At 42.0% G+C, this 22,860-nt stretch carries 14 protein-coding genes; 4 read left to right on the top strand and 10 right to left on the bottom strand.

The window, feature by feature from the left end; all coding sequences use genetic code 11:
* Window positions 1–186 precede the first annotated feature (186 nt).
* From ACNR9Q_RS04245 to ACNR9Q_RS04235, 3 genes are all read left to right on the top strand, one after another.
* Window positions 187–1,299: a glycoside hydrolase family 2 TIM barrel-domain containing protein gene (locus tag ACNR9Q_RS04245; protein ID WP_419213367.1), complete on the top strand. Its 1,113-nt coding sequence runs from the start codon at window positions 187–189 to the stop codon at window positions 1,297–1,299.
* A gap of 162 nt (window positions 1,300–1,461) precedes the next feature.
* Window positions 1,462–3,189 carry an amidohydrolase gene (locus ACNR9Q_RS04240; RefSeq protein ID WP_419213366.1) on the top strand — a complete coding sequence of 576 codons (1,728 nt, stop codon included), beginning with the start codon at window positions 1,462–1,464 and terminating at the stop codon, window positions 3,187–3,189.
* A 291-nt stretch (window positions 3,190–3,480) separates the two neighbouring features.
* The gene (locus ACNR9Q_RS04235) at window positions 3,481–3,915 is read left to right on the top strand and encodes an endo-arabinase (protein WP_419213365.1); all 435 of its coding nucleotides are present in this window, start codon (window positions 3,481–3,483) and stop codon (window positions 3,913–3,915) included.
* Between the two features lie 2 nt (window positions 3,916–3,917).
* Here ACNR9Q_RS04235 and ACNR9Q_RS04230 read toward each other — a convergent pair whose 3' ends face one another.
* Entirely contained in the window at window positions 3,918–4,991 is a 1,074-nt protein-coding gene (locus ACNR9Q_RS04230) for a PA0069 family radical SAM protein (protein WP_419213364.1), read from the bottom strand.
* 103 nt (window positions 4,992–5,094) lie between these two features.
* Here ACNR9Q_RS04230 and ACNR9Q_RS04225 point away from each other — a divergent pair, with 103 nt between their 5' ends.
* Window positions 5,095–5,742 carry a hypothetical protein gene (locus ACNR9Q_RS04225; protein ID WP_419213363.1) on the top strand — a complete coding sequence of 216 codons (648 nt, stop codon included), beginning with the start codon at window positions 5,095–5,097 and terminating at the stop codon, window positions 5,740–5,742.
* On the opposite strand, the gene ACNR9Q_RS04220 is transcribed toward ACNR9Q_RS04225, so the two are convergent.
* The 9 genes from ACNR9Q_RS04220 to ACNR9Q_RS04180 form a co-directional block, all read right to left on the bottom strand.
* Window positions 5,735–7,288, bottom strand: a complete 1,554-nt coding sequence (locus tag ACNR9Q_RS04220) for a hypothetical protein (protein WP_419213362.1) — start codon at window positions 7,286–7,288, stop codon at window positions 5,735–5,737. The two genes, ACNR9Q_RS04225 and ACNR9Q_RS04220, sit on opposite strands and share 8 nt — an antisense overlap.
* A 17-nt stretch (window positions 7,289–7,305) precedes the next feature.
* Window positions 7,306–8,088, bottom strand: coding sequence for an enoyl-CoA hydratase/isomerase family protein (locus tag ACNR9Q_RS04215; protein WP_419213361.1), 783 nt, complete (start codon window positions 8,086–8,088; stop codon window positions 7,306–7,308).
* Window positions 8,089–8,119: 31 nt separating this feature from the next.
* Window positions 8,120–9,529, bottom strand: coding sequence for an ATP-binding protein (locus tag ACNR9Q_RS04210; protein ID WP_419213360.1), 1,410 nt, complete (start codon window positions 9,527–9,529; stop codon window positions 8,120–8,122).
* A gap of 188 nt (window positions 9,530–9,717) precedes the next feature.
* A complete protein-coding gene (locus ACNR9Q_RS04205) occupies window positions 9,718–10,269 on the bottom strand; it encodes a CopD family protein (protein ID WP_419213359.1) in 552 nt (183 codons plus the stop codon).
* Window positions 10,270–10,458: 189 nt separating this feature from the next.
* Window positions 10,459–13,584: a glycosyl hydrolase gene (locus ACNR9Q_RS04200; protein WP_419213358.1), complete on the bottom strand. Its 3,126-nt coding sequence runs from the start codon at window positions 13,582–13,584 to the stop codon at window positions 10,459–10,461.
* A 163-nt stretch (window positions 13,585–13,747) separates the two neighbouring features.
* A complete protein-coding gene (locus ACNR9Q_RS04195; RefSeq protein ID WP_419213357.1) occupies window positions 13,748–16,885 on the bottom strand; it encodes a WD40/YVTN/BNR-like repeat-containing protein in 3,138 nt (1,045 codons plus the stop codon).
* Between the two features lie 150 nt (window positions 16,886–17,035).
* Window positions 17,036–20,173 (bottom strand): efflux RND transporter permease subunit, encoded by a 3,138-nt coding sequence (locus ACNR9Q_RS04190; RefSeq protein ID WP_419213356.1) that lies wholly within the window; start codon window positions 20,171–20,173, stop codon window positions 17,036–17,038.
* 14 nt (window positions 20,174–20,187) lie between these two features.
* Window positions 20,188–21,396, bottom strand: coding sequence for an efflux RND transporter periplasmic adaptor subunit (locus ACNR9Q_RS04185; protein WP_419213355.1), 1,209 nt, complete (start codon window positions 21,394–21,396; stop codon window positions 20,188–20,190).
* 19 nt (window positions 21,397–21,415) lie between these two features.
* Window positions 21,416–22,762, bottom strand: coding sequence for an efflux transporter outer membrane subunit (locus ACNR9Q_RS04180; RefSeq protein WP_419213354.1), 1,347 nt, complete (start codon window positions 22,760–22,762; stop codon window positions 21,416–21,418).
* Window positions 22,763–22,860 lie beyond the last annotated feature (98 nt).

Below are 22,860 nucleotides of genomic sequence, written 5' to 3'. Positions count from 1 at the left end.
CGAAGAGTTGTACCAATTAAATTTAAATTGTGGTGGGAAAGCGAATGTTTTGACAACACAATAGATGGTCTGAAAATCTCCCAGTCTTTTTTGTAACTTACTTGAAAAAGTAAATGTGAATTCAAAACCTTGCCGCTTGTTTTAGAAATCAAATTAAAATTAATATAAAAACACCTTAAACAAATCATGTCAAAAACTAGAACCCACCTTTTATACTTAGGTTTGATCATCCTTGGATTTCTTTCTTCCTGTAAACAAGAGTCCAAAAAAGATGAAAAAGAAAATGAACCCACAACCATCGATGAACGTTGGTCAGAAGAGAAGGCAAATGCTTGGGCAAAAAATCAACCTTGGCTACGTGGTGCCAATTTTAACCCTAGTACCGCTATCAATCAGTTGGAGTTTTGGCAAGCCGAAACTTTTGACCCTGAAACCATTGACCGTGAATTGGGTTGGGCAGAAGGTATTGGCCTGAACTGTATGCGGGTCTACCTCCATCACTTGGCTTGGGAGGTTGATAAGGTAGGGTTCAAAGAACGTGTAAACAACTATCTGTCTATTGCTGACAAGCATAATATTTCGACCATATTCGTGATTTTCGATGATTGTTGGAATCCTACGTACAAAGCCGGGAAACAACCAGAGCCAAAACCAGGAATTCACAATTCTGGCTGGGTGCGTGATCCGGGCGATTTACTATACACTTCAGATAATTTAATGCCCATTCTTGAAGATTACACCAAAGATGTTCTCAATACCTTTAAAGATGACAAAAGAGTAATCCTTTGGGATTTGTACAATGAGCCTGGCAATTCTGGCTACAAGAACAAATCATTGCCCCTTTTAAAAAATGTTTTTGAGTGGGCAAGAGAAGTCAATCCGTCTCAACCCATTTCCTCAGGTGTATGGAGTTTAGATTTACCGGACTTGAATAAATTTCAAGTAGAGCACTCCGATATTATCACCTATCATAATTACAATGATGAAGTCAGTCACCAAAGTGCCATAGATTCATTAAAAACCTACAACCGCCCTTTAATTTGTACCGAATATATGGCGCGCAAGCACAATAGCTTGTTCAGCAATATTATGCCAATTCTTAAAAAGGAAAACATTGGGGCCATTAATTGGGGGCTTGTAGCTGGAAAATCTAACACCAAATATGCTTGGGACGAACCTATACCCGACGGTTCAGAACCAAAACTTTGGTTCCATGAAATTTTTAGAACAGATGGAACTCCATATAAACAGGAGGAAGTCGATTTAATTATGGAATTAACGGAGGTAAAAAAACAGTAATATAAACTTCGGTACCATACACCGAAACATCAACCTCACTATTTACATGCTATGAATTAATAGTTTAAATCTATGGTGCCGCAGTCTAAAAAGCCTAGTGCTTTTCCTGTTTTTAATTTCAAAAAAATATAACCGACTTAAATTCAATACAATAACTGACACATGCTACCAAAAAAATCGCTTTTTTATAGTTTCACCATCTCCTTGCTAATTCTTGCGTCTTGCTCAGGTCCATCTAGAACACCAGCCACTTTACTTATTTATGGAGGACCGATCTATACCGTAGATTCCACACAAACAATGGTCGAGGCAGTCGCTACCCATGGGGATACGATCCTATTTGCCGGCACTCTTGCAGAAGCAGAAAAATATAAAAGTGAACAGACCCGAATTATTGATTTAAAAGGAAAAACCATGACCCCAGGTTTAATAGAAGGGCATGGCCATTTTATGGGGTTGGGTTACAACGAACTAAATCTTGATTTAATGAACACCACCAGCTATCAAGAAATAGTAAACGCGGTCGCAGAAGAAGTCAGAAAAGTCAAGCCTGGTGAGTGGATTACCGGTAGGGGCTGGCATCAAAGTAAATGGGATTCCCTTCCTTCTGATGCCGTCAATGGTTTTCAAACCCATTACAAATTAAGTGAGGTTTCTCCAGATAATCCGGTGTACTTAAGCCATGCGAGTGGACATGCAGGTTTCGCCAATGCCAAGGCCATGGAAATGGCAGGTATTGAACTGTTGTCCAAGGACGGCATCAATAAATTTGAGGTCGAAGGTGGGGAAGTCATGCGTGATGAATTGGGAAGACCTACAGGAATATTCAACGAGCGTGCCATGAGCCTGATTAAACAGCATATTCCGGAAAGTACCCCAGAAAAAAACCAAAAGGCCTTTGAACTAGCAGTCGCCGCCTGTCATAAAAACGGAATTACAAGTTTTCACGATGCCGCTATCGATAGGGAAACCATTGCCCTTTATGAGGAGATGAAATTAGCGGATAAAATGAACGTACGTATGTATGCCATGTTATGGGGTGGAAATAAGGAATTACTTGAGGAATGGTATGAAAAAGGCCCAATGATAGACCCCGATCATTTGGTCACCATCCGCTCTGTAAAATTAAATTGCGACGGTGCATTGGGCTCACGTGGGGCTTGGCTTTTAGAGGAATATACGGATAGACCTGGACATTTTGGTCATGAAACCCTGCCTATGGAATTTGTAAAAGAAACGGCATTAAAAGGTTTACAGAACGGATTTCAGGTATGCTCCCATGCCATTGGTGATCGTGCGAATAGGGAAATATTGGACCGTTATGAAGCGGCATTCAAGGAATTACCTGATTTAACTAATGATCATAGATTTCGGATAGAACATGCCCAACATTTACACCCTGATGATATTCCACGTTTTGCGGAATTAGGGGTTATTCCTGCCATGCAAGCGGTACACATGTCTTCCGATAGGCCTTGGGCCATTGACCGTTTGGGCGAGAAACGCATCAAAGAAGGTGCCTATATGTGGCAGGCCTTGCTGAAAACTGGCATCCCCATAATAAATGGAACCGATGTTCCTGTAGAACCCATAAACCCTATTGCCAGCTTTTACGCCAGTGTCAGTCGCAAAACGCTAAAAGGAACTCCAGAAGGTGGTTATGAACCCGAACAGAAGATGACTCGCGAGCAAGCTTTACGATCGTACACGTTAGATGCTGCTTACGGCGCGTTTGAAGAAGACATCAAAGGGTCGATAACCATGTGTAAATTGGCCGATTTTACGATATATGATCAGGATATTATGAAAGTGGATGAAAGCAAGCTTTTAGATACAGAGATAGCGATGACTATTTTTGACGGTAAGGTGGTGTATACCAAAACGGAGTAAAGTGTATGGATTTTTGTGGATGGTTCCTTTTAATTTTTACCATGACAACACCGCAAGACGAATTTGATCTGGACTTTTTAGACCATGTTGCATTAAGGATAAAGAACATCCGTGAAATGGTATGAAAAAGCTAAAAAAAGATATGAAACCCTCTGTATTACCTTCAACATGCAAAGACCATCGTTATTTTCATTCCACCTATACAAAAGACCCAGATGGTCACACGGTAGAATTGACTACTCTTGTGTTCGATGAGCAAGAATTTTATAAACAAACCTAAATCACTATTCCATGAAAAACATATTTCTTCTAGTATTTTTTACCATTTCGGTGGGTTACAGTCAGTCTGAAGAAGAAGCTATTATAGCGTTACTTGAAAAAGAATCGGCAACTTGGCGTTCTGGAGATGTAAAAGCACATGCCGATTGTTGGGCCATAAAACCCTATGGAAGGATATTGGTTTCCACTCAAGAAGGTTCCAGTATCGATGTGCCGCCGGCTAGTATGCTCGATCCGCCAGCAAATATGATGGGCAACGGAGGAACCTCAAAAAACTCCAATTACAAAATGAATATCAGTGGGAATAATGCTTGGGTTACCCATGATGAGGAATCAACCTCCAAGGATGGCGTTACGACCTACACGTATGAAATGCGCATTCTAGAAAAAATAGATGGACAATGGAAATTGGTCGGCCAATCCATTCATCCTAGAAAACCGGAATAGTTTTAGAACAATTTCAATTGTCCGTCTTTATAAGCTTCATGTAATTGGGTGTTCAAACTCGGAAATTTTTTATCCTTGAAATATTTCAACTTTGCCAAACGCATCATATCATGAATTTGGATCGCTATTTTGCCCTCGCCCCTACTTCGAATGCCGAAACGACTATCGTTTAAACTCCCGCCGTGACATTCCTTAATTTGGCTTAAGACCTTATCGGCCTTGTCGGGCAAGGTTTTCTTGATCCAATCGGTGAAGATTTCACCTATGGCACCATTAAGGCGTACCACTGTAAATGCCACAGAAAGGGCTCCATTATCCGAAACTGCTTTTGCCAAGTTCAAAATTTCATGGCTATTGATCCCTGGAATAATAGGCGCCAACATAGCATTAACGGGTATACCATTATCCGACAAAACCTTAATGGCTTCCAAGCGTTTTTTAATGGTAGTGGTTCTAGGTTCCAAAATTCTCCTGGTTTTTTCGGAAAGAGATGTAACCGAAATATTCACGCCGATTAATCCATATTCATTCAATTGTTTTAAAATGTCCAAGTCACGAAGAATCAATCCATTTTTAGTGATAACCCCTACAGGATGCCTATACTTTAAAAATACTTCTAGACACTTTCGGGTCAATTGAAACTCTTGTTCGGCAGGTTGATAACAATCGGTGTTTCCTGATAATACTATGGTACAGGCTTTCCAGCTTTTACTACGCAATTTTGCTTCCAATAACTTCGGTGCATCGTGCTTTATCAATATTTTCCGTTCAAAATCGAGTCCGGCACTGTAGCCCCAATATTCGTGGGCGTTTCTAGCGTAGCAATACACACAGCCATGTTCACAGCCCTGATACATATTCATGGAATAACTCATACCCACATCGGGACTTGTAACCTTATTTACAATAGTTTTAGGGAAAATTGGGATATACTGCGTCTTATTGGCGTCGGCCACTTCACCTTCCAACCGACAGAATTCAAGAAAATCATCCCGTGTTTCGTACGAAAAGGCAGAGAACTTATTGTCGGTGTTTTGCTGGGCCCCACGACCTTTTAGAAAACTGTCTGTTTTCATTTATTAGGATTTATTCCAAATTTATGGATTATATCCTTTAAAATAGCGAATGGATATTTAAATTTTAGAATGAATTATTATTTACATTAGTCACTTGAAAACTGTGTTAAGATTAGTTCTGTTCCTGTCGCCCTTTTTAGGTTTTAATCAATTTCAAACGCCTGAAATATTTGGCGAATATGGTGTTTTTGTGGATTCTGACGTAGATGACAACATCTATCACAGACTGGCGTTTGGCTCGAGTTTGTTCACGTATAAGTTCTTCTCACCAGAGGTTGATGTCTCCTATTATTTCGGTAGAGTTTCCAATGAACGACACATATTCGAGCGACCAGGACCTCCTGACTATTCCGCTTACCTTTCTCAATATTTTGATGGTTTCATGTGGGGTTTCACTCCAAAATTATTTTATGAACATGAAGGAACGCGAATAGTACTATTGCCGAAGTATAGTTTCGGAAAGATTAAGAGCGAGGGCGATTTCGTAGATACTGAATTTCTAGAACTCGAAAAGATTAAAACAGAAAAGGTCTATTTTTGGTCTTTTGCTTTGGGAATAGAGGAAACTAAATGGTCAAATGCCGCGGTATATGGTTTTTATCTAACATACAGCGGTTTAAATGCAGGTAAAGTTTTAAATACGGCAGATTTTGAGGAACAACAGTTTAATATATCACGTATTAACACAAAGACGATTGGCTTCTGCTTTAGGATAAGTTATGATTTTCAAAAGAACGAACCGTCTATTTAACAGCCACTTGAACCAATTGTTTTTTAGTCCCCCGTTTAGCGTAGAACAATAATTCATCATGTATACGATCCAGGTAAGGTTGCGAAACCATTAGCGGTAAACGTGCCTCTGTATCATCGATAACCTTCGTGTATTTCATAAGGCCATTTTCATCTAGCGTAATCAAGAAAACATTCCTGTTTCTACTTAAACCTTGTTTGAACATGATACGGTCATCACTTAATTGTTGTGGATTTTCTGCCGATGTACTGATGAAAAAATACGTAGTATCATCCTTAGTGTAGGCACTGTAGGATGCGTAAGCACCATCTCCTTGGGTAACCTCTGTTTTATTAATGTTGCGCGCCCAAACCAAATCTCCGGCCGCACTTAATTTAGCACTGATAATATCGTTGTGATGGTATCTTGTAACCATAACCCTACCCCCGCTACTATTGGATTGAACACTAGAACTGGTAAAATATTCTTCTGCATTGAACAGGATATTTCCAGAGTCAGTTGCATCCATACTTTTAAAAACAAGATCCTTGATAGACTTGTCATCTTCCCTACCAAATTTATCCAACATGAACTGTTCTGAAAATGGGTTGAACTTGCTCGTCTCAATTTCCAAAGAGGTTGGATTCAATTTAAAATAGGAAATACCGTTGTAGCGATTATCTTTACGGTCAGCGTAAAAACCCACACATAGCAAATCCTTACCCCTGAAAATAGGTTTTAGGGCCTCTGGAAACTTACCTTCTGTATAAAAAGCCTGTACGCTGCGATCGGATTTTGAAATACGGACCATTTCATACTGAAATTTTCGCTCGGTCACATTAAATCGCTTTTTCTTGAAGTAGGCCTTGCCTACTAGATAAACGTTCTTTAAATCGCTTGAAAACAAAATATTTTCAAAGGCATAATTCTTTTCTTCTACCTCATCGGAAAAATCATGTTCCATCAATTTGTTCAAGTTTGAATCGAAAACAAAAATAGTGTGCTGACCCACTTTTCTTTTCTTGTAATGTGTGGTAATGGCAAAGGCCGATTTTTCATCGTTAAATAATACCGAAGTGGTAAAACCCGATGAAAAATTACGGTTATAAAAGTTACGGTCGAATGGCTGTTCTACAGGTTCAGATGCTATCGATAGAATGGTCTCTCGTGTAAACTCGAACTGCACGAACGGACTTCGGTGCACTTCATACTGGTAGGCGTTGTTCTTAAAACTATATTCCAAAAACAGTAGATATACCTGTCCGTTACGCACATAGGCATCAATAAAATTGGCATCCTTAAGCTTATAGTTGAATTCTGAAACGAGTTGTAGGTTTTTATCATAATGTTCGATAAAATATCCCTTGGGTCGTAAAATAATTCCCGTGTAATAGGCTCGAACCACAACCGTTCCCTCATTACCGTCATCGGCCATGGCCAACATATTTGAATACCTGTACTTATCATTGAATTTTTCGCCAATGGTATAGGTTACCCTTTCTTCTTGGGCAAACGTGCAAAATATACCTATGAACCATGCAACTATACAAATACCATGTCTCAACATAACCGGTTCGGTTTATGTTATGAACCGGGAAAAGATGCTTTTCTTTTTTCTAAAAAAGCTGTAGTACCTTCGGTAAAATCTTCCGTTCCAAAACAGGCGCCAAAAGCCTCTATTTCCTGCTCATAACCATTTACAGTATTCTTAAAACCAGCATTTACCGCTTTTATTGCATATGAAATGGCCACGGAAGAATTATTGCTGATCTTAGAAATGATTTTATGGCATAAAGGTATCAACTCTTCTTGTGTCGTTACGTGATTGACCAAGCCGTAGGCATACGCCTGTTCTGCCGTGATCATGCCTGCGGTCATAATCATTTCCATCGCCCTGCCCTTGCCCACCAATTGTGGCAAACGCTGTGTCCCACCATATCCAGGAATCAAACCCAAGGACACTTCAGGAAGACCCATTTTTGCATTGTCGCTGGCCACCCTAAAATGACAGGCCATAGCCAACTCCAGGCCGCCGCCCAATGCAAAACCATTAATAGCCGCAATAACCGGTTTAGAAAGGTTTTCAATGAAATCGAACAATTTTTTCTGTCCCTTGGCCGCCAACTTTTTTCCGTCTTTAACAGAATAATCTGAAAACTCTGAAATATCGGCCCCTGCTACAAAAGCCTTTTCACCACTACCGGTCAAAATAATAGCCTTTATTTTTTTGTCTTTTTGTAAGCCTTTAAAAACATCTTCTAACTCCTCAATAGTTTCCTTATTCAAGGCGTTTAATTTATTGGGGCGGTCTATTGTTACTAGCGCGGTCGATGTTTCTTTTTGAAGCTGTATCGTTTTGTAAGCCATGTTCTTGTTTTTAACTGATTACAAATATGTTTTAATTCTCCTTTGGAAACTTGACACAAAAGACGGTTCCCTTACCTGGTTGGGAAGTACATTTAATAGTTCCGTTATACGTTTCCACAATATTTTTGACCATTCCTAATCCAAGACCCATACCACTTGTTTTTGTCGTGAACTTCGGTTCGAATATTTTTTCTTCGTTATATTTTTCAATACCGACTCCATTATCGGCAACTGAAATCTTAACCATAGCTCCCTCTGATGCTACAGAAACCAATACCCGCGGTGATGCTACATCGGGCACAGCTTGAATGGCATTCTTCACTAAATTGGTGACCACCCTGATCAATTGGGTTCGATCCAATTTAACGATTATTTCTTCCTCATCCGCTATGAAGTGAATATAGTCCTCATTAAAGATATCCAAGGCCAGCTTTACTATTTTGACCACGTTCAGTGTTTCGTTCTGTTGCGCTGGCATTTCGGCAAAGTTCGAAAATGCCGAAGCAATACTGCTCATCGTATCGATTTGCTGAATCAGGGTATTGGAATATTCCTTTACCTTCTCATGAATATTTGGATCTTGCGGATCGAATTTTCGTTCAAAGCTCTGAACGCTCAGGCGCATTGGCGTCAACGGATTCTTAATCTCATGGGCAACCTGCTTCGCCATCTCGCGCCAGGCCTGCTCACGTTCACTTCGGGCCAATTTTGCTGCACTGTGCCCCAATTCATCGATCATTCCATTATACGCGGAAATCAATTTTTCAATTTCTTCCCCAGGATTGTCTATAAATATTTTTTTGTTCTCTTTGCTTAAATCGGTCCGCTCCATCATATCTGAAATGGTCTCCAAAGATCGGGTGATGTATTTAGAGATAAAAAAAGCAAACAGAATGGCCATCAACAACATCAAGAGGTATACCCCAGATAGTCGCATTAAAAACTCCTTCAATTCACTGTCATTAAACGAATTATCTTCGAAATAGGGAAGATTTAGAATTCCGATAGGTTTGAACTTTTGATCGGCTATATAGGTAAATGAGGCTTGGTACTTATCTCCCGCCAAGGCGTTTTCACGTACATAACGTTTATCGGGACTACTCTCTAACTTATTCAACACTTCGGCATCCAAGCACATTGAAATGGAATCATTGGCGAACTTAGGTCGGGAACTTTTTATGAGTTGTCCGTCTAAACTATAGATATTAAAGTTCATGTTTTGCACTACGGCAATCTCATAAATCTCATTTTTAAAAATAAGATCTAAATTTTCGGTCGTAACAGGGTACGTTGTTTTTTGAATGGCAAGGTCAATACTTTGGCGTATTTGCTCCTCTTTACGCTCCATTCTATTTTCATGGTAATCTTTTGATTGATCCCTGTATTGATAAACGGTTACCCCTGCTATCAGTACCGAAGCGGTCAACACCAAAAATATCATGGATAAAAATATACGGGACCGTAAAGATAATTTGGTTAACAATTTTTCAGTATTTCATCTAAAGTTAACAAATATCGAACCAAAAAAAATTCAAGAATCGTTCTCAAACTTACGGATAGCTATCGGCTAAAGTTTTATCCAAGTGAATAAAGGTGTATTTGCACTTGAACCTTAAACTCGAAGGCTTTTCAAGCCTCCGGATTTTTATTCCTAATTCTCCTATACAGTTTGATGCCCAACATTAAAAGGATTCCCAAGACGATGACACCTACAACACCAAAAATCCAATTGAACGCACTTTTTAAGATGACCAGGAACACGACTGAAAATAGAATCAGGGTAGCGCCCTCGTTCCAAATACGCATGTAATTGGACGTATAATTGATTTCATCTCGTTGAAATTTTTTGAAGATCTGATGATTCTTTAGATGGTAAGCTACAAGTAGCGCTACAAAAACCAACTTTACGTGCATCCAGGGTTGGCTGAGCCACCCAGGGTAAATGATCAATAACCAAACGGCAAAAAAAGTGGCCAATATAGCCGATGGCCAAGTAATGATATACCAAAGGCGTTTGGTCATCAGTTTCAACTGTTCGGAAAGTATTTCCTTTTTCGGGGAGGCTTTGTGATGGGCCTCGATATGGTAAATGAACAACCTTGGAATATAAAAAAGCCCTGCGAACCATGTGATTACGAAAATCAGGTGCAGGGATTTTATATAATTATAATACTCGGTCATAGAAATTCAAGTTCAAACCCAAAAAACAAGTTCAAGTTCAAAGTTAGTAAATACAATGCTGCTTATTGGATTCGCATTTATAATAATCCGTAAAGTGTCACGTCAAGCGCAATCGAAACCCATGTGTCAGCTCTTCTCTACTCTTCTCAACTGAACGTATTTTTGTGACTTTAACTATTAGCAAATACCTTACAACTGTATTGCTCCGATACCCGCTTCCCATAGCCTTTTGTTATACGCAGGAATGGCAGAGTTCTTCAATTGCTCCCCTCTAGTTTTTAATTTGATCCATTGTGCATCGAGCTCTGCTTTGCGTTCTATATTGGGTTGGTTTACCCTAGGGATACTGCTATTCGTTTGATTGATCAAGAACATGTATTCTGCCGTAAACTTATTGGGGAAATTCTCCACGTCATCATAGGCCTGTGATTTACGTTGAACCATGTCCTCATCCCATGCTTTCATATCGGCCAATAATTTCTTCCCTTCTTTTTTGAGTGTTGAATCAGTAACTTTTTTAAGCACCTCTTTTAAATCATGCTGAGCGGCATATAGGGTATTGATCATGTTGTGCATATGGGTCACTTTCTGCTCCGCATCAGTCATAAACGCATCATATTTTTCATATTGACCGGTTTTGGTTTCATAGGTTGGTACTTCTAGAATTTTACCAATGGTCGATACCGTTTTTCCATCCACTGTCAATTTAAAGGTATAAGCTCCAGGTGAAACTTTATGTCCGCCAAAACCAGCTTCCATATATACCCCGGGCACGCTGGGTATAATTGGATATTCCATATCCCAGACAAAACGGTTCAACCCTTCCTTTTTTGGGAGTAAGGGTGCCGGTGGAGCCCCTCCTCCATTATGGGGAATATAGGTCGAATCTTTTTCTGAACTAATCGTCCGGATTACTTTTCCTTTAGCATCTAAGATGTCCATCGTAATTGCCGTACTGTCTTTCAGTTTTGGCAGTTCGTAATACAACACCACCCCATTTGCTGGATTGATGCCATCAAAGGTATCCCCACCTGTAAACGTATCTGTATTTCCACTGAGCGGACTTCCCCATGAACCATTATAAGCGTCTTTCGGTTCAAGAAGTTTCAATCCTTTTTTAGAAGAATCGTATTGACTTAAAGCCACTACATCATCCAAAATCCAGAAGGAACGACCAGAAGTAGCGACAATCATATCGCCATTTTTCATTTTTAAATCTAATACAGGTGTTACCGGAAGATTCAATTGTAGGGATTCCCAATTTTTACCGCCATTATAGGAAATATAGATTCCTTTCTCCGTGCCGGCATAAAGCACATCCTTCTTCAATTCATCCTCACGAATCACCCTTGTGAATGCCCCATAAGGTATCCCCGTATTGATAGCGGACCAGGTTTTGCCATAATCCGTCGTTTTATAAAGACCTGGAGTATAGTCATTGAACTTGTACCGAGTCGTGGCGATATAAGCTGTTGCTGGGTCATGAGGAGACACCTCAATCGCATTGATCAAGCATTCCTTTAATTCTTTTGGGGTTACGTTTTCCCAGGTTTCCCCTCCGTTCTTGGTAAGGTGTACCAGACCATCATCACTGCCGGTCCAGATATGTCCTTTCTCATTGGGAGATTCCAACATATACGCCAGGGTACCGTAGTTTTCAGCACCTACGGCCTCATTGGTAAAGGGACCACCACCTTTACCTTGTTTCTCATCCACGTTTCTGGTAAGGTCTGGAGAGATTTCCTCCCAAGTCATACCCATATCCTTGGTACGTAAGACCAATTGTGCGCCATGATAATAGGTGCCAGGCTCGTGTTTGGAACCAATGATAGGTGCATTCCAATTGTAAAGGTATTTCATATCCCTAGCTTCACGCCCTAAATATTGAATGGGTGCCGGCATAATATTAGTCGATGCTTTCGATTTCATGTCCAAAACCTCTATAGTTCCTAAATAACTACCGCCCAATACATAGCGCGGGTCATCTGGGTCAAAGGCTAAAAAGGCACTTTCGCCTCCTGCCGTGTAGGTCCAATCCTGTTCCGAAATACTACCTCTTCCCATGGACAGGCTGGCGATTCGTACTGCGGTATTATCCTGCTGACCCGCATAAATGTTGTAAGGAAATAGGTTGTCGACACTGATTCTATAGAATTGGGCGGTAGGCATATTGTCCTGACTTGACCAGGTCTTTCCATAATCAAAGGTTATGGTAGCACCACCATCATCGGCCAAAACCATGTTTTTGGAGTTATTGGGATTGATCCACAAATTATGGGTATCGCCATGGGGTATATCAATATTTTCCCAAGTTTTACCACCGTCCTCGGAACGTAACATGGGTGCGCTTAGCACATACACGGTATCCTCGTCATTGGGGTCTGGGAAGACTTCAATATAATACCAGGCACGTTGCACCAGACGGTTATCTCCGCTTGCCATGGACCAGGATTCTCCCGCATCATTGGAAACAAACAAACCTCCCTTGTCCGCATTCGAGTCACTTTCAATAAGTGCATACACTTTATTGGAATTCGCCGGACTCACGGCAATGGCCATTTTTCCCTTTTCTTCCGGTAAGCCTTCGTGGATTTTTTTCCAAGTCTCCCCAGCATCGGTCGATTTATATAATCCACTACCTGCTCCCCCACTAATCACCATGTTGGGTTTACGTTGGTGTTCCCACATGGCGGCATACATGATCTCTGGATAATTTGCGTCCATGGAAAGTTCTGCGGCACCGGTAAGGTCGTTCACGAACAGGGTGTTTTTCCAAGTTAGCCCACCATCGGTAGATTTATAGATTCCGCGTTCAGGATTCCCCTCAAACAAAGCACCTTGGGCGGCAACATAGACCACATCGGGATTGCTAGGATGGATAATAATTCTGGAAATGTGTTGGGTCTTCTCCAAGCCCATTCTTTTCCAGGTCTTCCCGGCATCCGTAGATTTATAGACACCATCGCCGTAAGAGGTCATTACTCCCCTTGGGGCATGCTCCCCCATACCGACATAGATAATATTGGGATTGGATTCGGACACGGAAACCGCACCAACGGAACCTAACTCAAAAAATTCGTCAGAAATATTTTCCCACCGTTGTCCGGCGGATTCGGTTTTCCAAAGTCCACCCCCCGTGGTCCCCATATAATAGGTCATCGGGTCACCTAGCACTCCTGTGGCGGTTACGGAACGCCCACCCCTGAACGGGCCGATATTTCGATACTTTAAGGGTTTAAAATACTCGTTTGCAGATTGCGCAAAGGTGATGCTCATGAAAAGCATCGTTAGTAAAAATACACACGGTTTTTTCATTTTCAGGATGGGTTGGTTTTCTCTGGGTGGTTTAATTTTTAAAATAGTTTGAAATAAACTCGAGACGCATGTTCCAAAAACTTCTCGATTGTCCGGTCGAGCACAATCGAGACCCCTGTTACAAAGTTTCCCACTGCGCTCGAAGTGACATTATTAACTATTATTACTCCTCAACGAATAAATAATTCAATTTCATCTCGTTAAAAGCGGCATTAAATTCCTTTAATTCCGACGAAACCACTTCATTGAAAATTTGAAGCTCTTTGTTGATTTCAGCGGTCAGTTCGTTTTTCACTGCGATGTCCTGATCAGTAGGAGGAAAATCATCAATAGAAACCAGACTGTTTAAATGACCTAATTTATTGGTCAGTTTGATCGGGAAGTTCAAAGGATCCTGATTACTTCTGTTTTTTGTTTGATACAAGGCCTTTTCAACCTCGCCTAATTTTTCCTTCATCGTCTTCGCCTTTTCCACCAATTCCTTGGTACGTTCATCCTCCTTGTATTGCTCCGTAAAGGCATTCAACTGCTCCGTAACCTTCCTTATTTTTTTGATGGACTGATGAGCATTGTCGATGGTAGTATTGACATCCGTAATAAAGTCAAACTGCTTTTGCATTTCGACCACGGTACTTTCCGCTCTTGGGTCTGCCAAAATGATAAAGGTTTCGGAGCTATTGTCCCCGTTGACATTCAAATGTACTTTGTAATCTCCGGGTACGGCTTTAGCTCCATCCAAGTTGGCCCACCATAAAATCATACCTTCGAGTTTTTCGGCTCCTTTACCACGGGTGTCCCAAACAAAAGTATTGCCGCCTTTTTTAACCTCAAATTTTTTATTCTTTTTCTTGGCAACCGAACTATAGTTGGCCAAGGTATCACCGGCCATAGAAGTATAGGTCAATTGCACGGTATCCTTTTCGGTGTAATTCTTCAAAAAGAAGTGGGTGATGACCCCGTTCTCCAAATTTTGCCCTTCCGTTGTGGAAGGTTCTTTCGAAGTTCTTCCTTTGGTACGATAGGAGTCCTTTGGCTTAAAAAGAATGGTATTTGCATTCTTTTTACTTTCATCCAATTGATGTAAAACCGTCAGGTCATCGATGATATAAAGGCTCCGGCCCTGTGTGGCCACGATTAAATTGTTCTCTTTTACCGCTAAATCAGTGATAGGAACTATGGGTAGGTTCATTTGAAATGAACTCCATTTGGCCCCATCATCAAAAGAAATGTACATTCCGGTTTCTGTGCCGGCATATAATAATCCCTTCTTTTTTGGGTCTTCACGTACTACCCTTGTAAAATGCTCTTCCGGAATACCGTTCGTGATTTTTGTCCAACTTTTACCATAATCGGTCGTTTTATACAAATAGGGTTGAAAATCGCCCAGTTTGTAGCGGGTTGCTGCGACATAGCAGGTGCCTTCATCAAAATAGGAAGGTTCAATACTGTTCACCATAGACCATTCCGGCATATTGCTGGGGGTTACATTTTCCCAAGTATCGCCACCGTTTTTGGAAACGTGGATTAATCCATCATCACTACCTACCCACAGCAATCCTTCTTTTAGCGGACTTTCATTCGCCGTAAAAATGGTTCCATAATATTCTACACTGGTATTATCTTGTGTAATCGGCCCACCACTTGTGCCCAATTTTGTTGGGTCATTGCGGGTGAGGTCATCACTTAACAATTCCCAACTCTGCCCTTCATTTGTGGATAAATGCACATGGTTGGAAAAGGTATATAATTTTTCTGGATCATGTCTACTGAATATGATGGGGAAATTCCATTGAAAACGATATTTCATGGCTTCGGCCCCAGCACCCATGGGATTGTCTGGCCAAATATTGATTCCCCTCACTGTGCCTTTATCGTGATTGACACGGGTTAAAAATCCATCATAACTGCCCCCATAGACGATATCATCATTTTCCGGGTCTACGGCAATCCACGCAGATTCACCACCTGCCGTTTCTTCCCAATTCTTTTCGGTGATCGAACTTTCATCACTTCGATGGTCAATTCTCAAAGTGGAATTATCCTGTTGTGCGACATAGATCCGGTAGGGAAAAGAATTATCTGTAGTTACCCGATAAAATTGAGCCGTAGGCTGATTGTAATAGGTACTCCAAGTTTCACCCCCGTCATAGGAAATTTGAGCACCACCGTCATCCCCGATGATCATTCGCTGGGAGTCTTCCGGCGAAATCCATAAATCGTGATGATCTCCGTGTGGCGCATTGAAAGAATTGAACGATTTTCCGCCGTCAGTTGATTTATGATAGCTTACATTCATGACATAAACCACATCTTCATCTCCGGTATCCGCATATACGCGCGTGTAATACCAAGCGCGTTGCCTTAAATTACGATCTTCATTGATTAAGGCCCATTTTTTACCTCCGTCATCGGAACGGTATAGACCTCCCTTTTCTTTATTTTCTACAATGGCCCAAACGCGGTCCGAGTTTTTTGGGGAAACGGCTACGCCAATGATTCCCAAAGTATCCTTAGGAAATCCTTCATTTTTAGAAATTTCTGTCCAAGTTTCCCCGCTATCCATACTTTTCCATAACGCAGAACCTTGTCCACCACTAATCATACTATATGGCGTTCGCTTTGCGTACCACGTAGAGGCATATAAAATTCTTGGATTGTTAGGGTCGAAAGTTAAATCAACTGCTCCTGCTTGATCGTTGACGAAAAGCACCTGCTTCCAGTTTTGGCCGCCATCGGTACTTTTATAAATACCACGTTCTTGGGTAGGTTTATAAATATCTCCTAAAACTGCAGCATACACAGTATTATAATCGGTTGGATGTACCCTGATTCTAGGGACATGCCTACTTTTCTCCAATCCTGCGGACGTCCAAGTTTTACCGGCATCCACGGTTTTCCAAACGCCATAACCGGAGGATACGTTTCCTCGCAGGGTCTGTTCCCCACCGCCTACATAAATCACATTAGGGTCACTTTTCGCCACCTCAACAGCACCGATACTTCCCCCGAAATAACCGTCGGAAATATTGTCCCAAGTACGGCCGCCATCCAAGGTTTTCCATACCCCGCCACCCGTGGCCCCGAAATAAAACAGATTAGGCTCTCCCGGCACACCTGTCACCGCAGCAGAACGACCCCCACGGAAGGGACCGATCAATCGGTAATCCAGACTGGAATACAGCTCCTCTGGATAGGTTGGTGTTACATTTTGTGATTTGTTTTTTCTTTGGGAAGTTAGCGATAGCGGCAAAAATAATAGTGCCAGCCCAAAAAGGCCGGCTTTGACAAAAACGGTTTTCATTTTCTTAGTTTGAAGTTAGTCTTGCCTAAAATTAAACAAATTGTTAGATAATTGTTGTTAATAGGACATCTTAAAAACAAACTCCTTCACATATTTATCAAATTGTCATTATTGGGCAGCAATCTTGGTTTAGTTGCTAAAAATCTTATACTATACATTACTAGGTTCCAGCGTACGTTTCACCGTTCTTTTATTTTGGATAAGACGTTGTACATCTTCCAATGCTAAATATAAACAAGGTACAATGACCAGAATGATCGCCGTGGCAAAAACAATACCGAATCCTAAGGAAATGGCCATGGGAATCAAATAAAAGGCTTGGCTAGATGTTTCTAAAATAATAGGTGCCAAACCTCCAAATGTCGTCATAGTGGTTAAAATTATGGGGCGAAACCTTCTTAAGCCGGCCTCGTGAATAGCTTGGTAAATAGGGCCCCCTTCCTTTCTTCGTTTGTTGGCGTAATCGATCATAATAAGAGAATCGTTCACGACCACACCAGACAATGCAATGACCCCCATCAAGCTCACCAAGGACAAGTCATAGCCTAAAAGGATGTGACCTATGACCGCCCCCACAATACCGAAGGGAATGGCAGTCATTACAATTAGCGGCTGCACATAACTGCTGAAAGCTATGGCAAGTAGCGCATAAATCATCAGCATTGCAATGGAGAAACCGGCTTTCAAGGTGTTGGTGCTCTCCCGCATATCGGCCTGGCTACCTTCAAAACTCCAGGTAATTCCAGGAAAATCCGCTCTTAACTGTGGCAGGGTTTCCTCTTGTACCGAAGCAATGACCCTACCTACGGCATTGGCAGGTTCTACGTCCATCCCCACATTTACCACCCTACGGCCATCCCTTCGATTTATACTACTGAATGCTTCACGTTCCTCTATTTCCACAACGTCCATTAAAGGCACCTGTACACCGCTGGGGGTCCTAATCAGAAACTTTTCGAGGTTATTAATGTCCTTACGTTCTTCCAAAGGTAGCTTTACACGCACTTCTATCTCGTTCATTCCCCGTAACTGTCGCATAGCCAATGCACCGAAAAATCCATTACGGACTTGACGCCCCACTTCATCGGAGGTAAGGCCAAGATTTCGTCCCTGTGGCAGCAACTTAAAGTCATACTGCATTTTACCCTTATTGTAATTATCGGTGACATCACGGGTATTTGAAAAAGACTGCATCCGTTCCACAAAAGCACTACTGGCACGCTCTAACACTTCGATATCGGAATGGCTTAAATCAATACTGATATCTTGGCGTGCCCCGCCCGGACCACGTTCGGCCTCAAAGGTAATTTGGTCCACCCCTTCAATATCCCCAATATTATCTCGCCAAAGGGCAATCACCTCTGCAGCCGTAATATCCCTTTGGTCTGGGGGTAGCATCACAATTTCGACGTCAATAAAATTCTGTCCTCGTACATTCGTTTTTATCCCTTCGGCCACTTCATAAAGATTATGTTCCTCAAACATGCGCTGTGTCGAAGCAGAAATGGCATAGGCCACTTTAGCGGCTTGATCAGGAGTAGTGCCAACAGGCAAACGTACCCCCGCTTCAATTTCGTCTGCAGCAACCTCGGGCATCATGATCATTCCCATATGGCCACTATACCCATAACCGCCAACAATCAATAAAAGTGTAACAGCAGCGCTCAAGGTGATGTACCTATATTTTAAACAAAGATCAAGAAAAGGACGATACCGGTTTTCTATAAACCGATCAAAGCCGTTCGCAAAAGAACGTTGCCAGCCCTCTAGTTTAAGTACCCACTTATTCTTCGTTTTCTTCTTTTTGATATGCGCCAAGTGGGACGGTAAAATAAAAAGGGCTTCAACCAATGATACCGCCAAAATCACAATCACAACTGCTGGAAGCGGCTGCCAAAATTTCCCGGTCTCCCCTGGCATAAACAGCAATGGGACGAAAGCGATGATGGTGGTGACAATACTGAATACGACCGGCATCGATACATCTTTGGTTCCCGCAATGGCCGCCTTCATGGGACTCAAACCTTTTTGCCTGTATTCGTAGACGTTTTCGCCTACTACAATGGCATCATCTACCACGATACCGAGCACCACCAAAAATCCAAACATGGATATCATGTTTACGCTGATCCCAATAAGTGGCAACAGAATCATTCCCCCAATAAAGGAAACCGTCATCCCCATCATCACCCAAAACGCCAATCGGTATTCCAAAAAAAGGGTCAAAATAATTAATACGATAACGATGGCCAGTACCCCGTTTTCCGTAAGTAAAGAAAGACGTTCCCGATAATCTGCCGCACGATTACTGTCCGTACGGTATTTAATACCCGGGGGAAGCTGAAAATCCTCTAAAATTCCGTTGGTAACGTCCGCAATCCTCAACGGGGATTGATCACCGATTCGGAAAATGCGCAGCTCCACATAATTTTCTTGGTTGAATTGTCCGTGAAATCCAGTTTCTTCAAAACCATCGGTTATGGTCGCGATATCGCTCAGAGAAACCTTGGCTCCATCTTCAGAGGACACAATGGTGATACCACCGTATTCCTTGGCCCATTGCTTGCGTTCCTGCATACGGAGTAGAATTTCTCCGCTTTGCGTTTGTACGGCCCCGGCTGGCACATCGCTACTGCTCTGACGAATGATATCCGCCACTTGACCTAAGGTTAGGTTGTATTTTTGAAGGGTACGTCTTGGAATTTCAATCCGTGTTTCATAATCAGGGACATTACCCAGTTCTACCTGTGTGATTTCCGGATTGTTCAATAGAATGGTACGAAGCCGTTCCGCGAGTTGCCGCAGGGTCCAAATATCGGCAGCGCCATACAGGCCAATTTGTAAAACATCTCTTTGGCGGGACTGCAAGCGTACCTCAGGACGCTCAATATCGTCTGGAAAAGTCTGGATGCGATTGATAGCCTGATCAATATCTTGAAAGGCGGTCATTCTTTCGGAACCAGCGACCAGCTCAATAGTAATTTGTCCAGACCCCTCATTCGCCTGGGAGACGATTTCTTTGATACCCTGTACGCCACGTACAGCCTCCTCTACCGGTTGTAATACCCCTTGTTCCACCTCTGCAGGGGAAGCACCTGGGTATGCAACGGAAACCTCCACAAAATCCAGCTGAAATTCAGGGAATACTTCTTTTTGTATGGTATACATAGTAAACAGACCCCCGGCGAGCAATACCAACATCAATAAATTGGTGGCAATGGAATTCCTGGCCATATAGGCGATGGCACCTTCTTTTCTTCTGGTCTTGTTCTTTTCTTTCTTTTCCATCTTGCCTATTTTCTTTATTGTTCCATTTCTTGATCCATAGCATCGGATGCGGTGCGTAAACCAATACCGTTACTAACGGTACTTAAATCTGTAATCACCACTTTTTCATTATCTTCCAAACCGCCGCGTATGTACGCATAGGTGTCATCGGTAAGTACGATTTCTACGTTTCTTATTTCCAATTTACCCTCTTTCATGACCCAAACGGTTTTATTACTTCTTACATAATCCCTATGGAGTCGGACAATATTTGGGATAGCATCCGCCTGAATACTTACTTCCACAAAAGTCCCTATCATCAATTTGGGTTTTCCTTTTAATTCTGAAGTTGTTGCCAGTGGGTCCGTTACTTTTATCAGAACCCTTGCTAACCTGGTTTGTCCATCAAGTGCGCCTATCTGTCTATCCAGGTAGCCTTCCCGATAGGCATCATCGGGCCACGCCGAAGCATTTTCAATACGCACGGAAGCCCCTTTTTCCGAATCATTATCCGGAAAACTCAACCATTGCAATTTGGACACTGGAACCGTGGCCACTACCCAGTATTCTTTGGTACCCACGATACGACCCAAAATATCTCCTTGGGCAACGAGGGAGCCATTGGTCACATTTTGGCTTAGAATATGGGCATCGAAAGGTGCCCTAATGGTTGTTCTTTCAAGATTAAGTTGTGCTTGGTCTACAGCTGCTTTCGCCGCACCTATATTGGCCTTAACGGCATTTAGCTGTGGTTTTCTGAGCACCAGTTCTCGTTCATCTTCCGAAAGTGGGTTATTACCGAAAAGGGAATCGTCAGTAATAAGTTGTAAATCTTGTACTGCAATCTCTTGGCGCCCCATTTCTGTATCCAAGGTGGTTTGCGATTGCATGTACTCACTCTTCCGCAGTTCAAGAGTGTTCCTGTAATCAGCCGGATCAATCTGTAAGAGCACTTGATTCTTTTTTACAAAACCGCCTGGCGTAAAGGCAGGGTCCCTACGGATAACTTGACCAGAAACCAATGGGCTCAAATTTACGTCCTCTATGGGCTGCACCGTACCGGTAGCTACAACGAGAGGTTCAAATGTCCCTTTCTTGATGGTGGTGACATCTACAAGCATTGCAGTTTCGAGACTCGCTCCTTCCTGTTGTGCTTCGGGTTCGGTAGAAAAGATGAGTGCCGTAACTAGTAAACCCCCACCAATGATAGCCAAACAAATCCAAAGTATTTTTTTATTGTTCATAAAATTCTGTTCGTTTTTTTTAATTCTCCAAGGTTCTCCCAGTTTCGAAACCACCCGCCAAAGCTCTGTACAAGCCAATGCGCGCTTGAACTTGTCTCAATTGGGCAGATACGTAATCTCGGCGCAACTGTTGCTCCTGATCTAAACCTAGAAGAACATCTAAGTAGGGACTAAAACCATTTAGGAATTCAACCCGTAGCTGCTGATTACTTTTACTGGCAAGTTCTAACTGTCGTTTAATGTTCTCTGATCGCTGTTTTTGCATTACATCCTGAACAAGACCATCTTCTACCTCCTGAAAGGCAATCAAAGTGGCCTGCCCATACTCAAACAGTCTTTGCTGCTTAATAGCCTCGTTTCTGTTGACCTCGGCACTCAGTTGTCCTCCGTAGAATAAGGGAGCCAATAAATTTCCTGCAATGGAATAGGCCCAATTATCAAATAGATTGGCGAAATTATTCGCCCGTAATTGTCCTCTGGTATTAATGGAAATTCTAGGGTATTTGTTTCGTACGGCAGAAGCCATGTCGCGATCTGCTGCAAGTAAAAGGGCGTAAGACTGCTGCAAATCCGGTCTGCGACGCACGAGTTCCAACGGTAATCCGGTCTCAGGAAGCTCCGGCAATCTTGGTAGTTCCAAACTTTCGAAAGCAATACTATCTTGAGGTTGTCTCCCTAGCAATACTGCGAGTTGATTTTCCAATACGCTCACATTGGTACTGAATATAATCTTTTGTTCCTTGGTACTTTCCAACAACTGTGCTTGCCTAAGGATATCCACGGCCCTAATTTGACCGCCCACAAAACGGGAACGAATTAACCTGATGATATCCTCATTGGTGTCAATTTGGTCCTCGGTAATCTGTAATTGTTGTTTTGCCGCCTGTAGTTGGTACCAGGTAGAAGCAATTTCTGCAGAAATGGATATGGACGCAGCGCGGTAATCAAAAAGGCTGGCTTCTGCCCTAAATTTTTCTGCCTGGACACCAGTTTTGATCCGACCCCATAAATCTACTTCATAAGAAGCCGAAAGTCCCAACTGTGTATTTTCTCCACCTCTAAAATCATTCACAGGAAAATTTTCAGCCGTTTGGGCAGTGGCGTTTATTTGTGGCCATTTGATTGATGCTTCTCTAGATACGGTAGCTTTAGCAGCTAAAAATTGTTGCCAAGTTGCCGCCAAATCAAAATTTGACCGCAATGCACTATCGATAAAAATATTAAGTTGTTCGTCCTCAAAAACCGTCCACCATTGATCAGGCACAGCTTGATTTCCTTGTATTGAAAAATCCGTACCAAGGGCTATGGGCGGGTTTTCAGTAGGGATTTTTGGACCACATCCCACCAACAAAAAAAATAAGTTCATAATTACAAAGCCTACTATAGAATTGGTAGAAGTTTTCAAAAGGTGCATAATTTTGAATATATACTTATATTGGACGATAGCTTGGTAATTTTAATTTA

Source organism: Maribacter sp. X9 (assembly GCF_048537565.1).
Taxonomy (GTDB): domain Bacteria; phylum Bacteroidota; class Bacteroidia; order Flavobacteriales; family Flavobacteriaceae; genus Maribacter.
The sequence above is the reverse complement of the archived record's forward strand: the minus strand, read 5'-3'. Positions and strand labels throughout refer to the sequence as shown.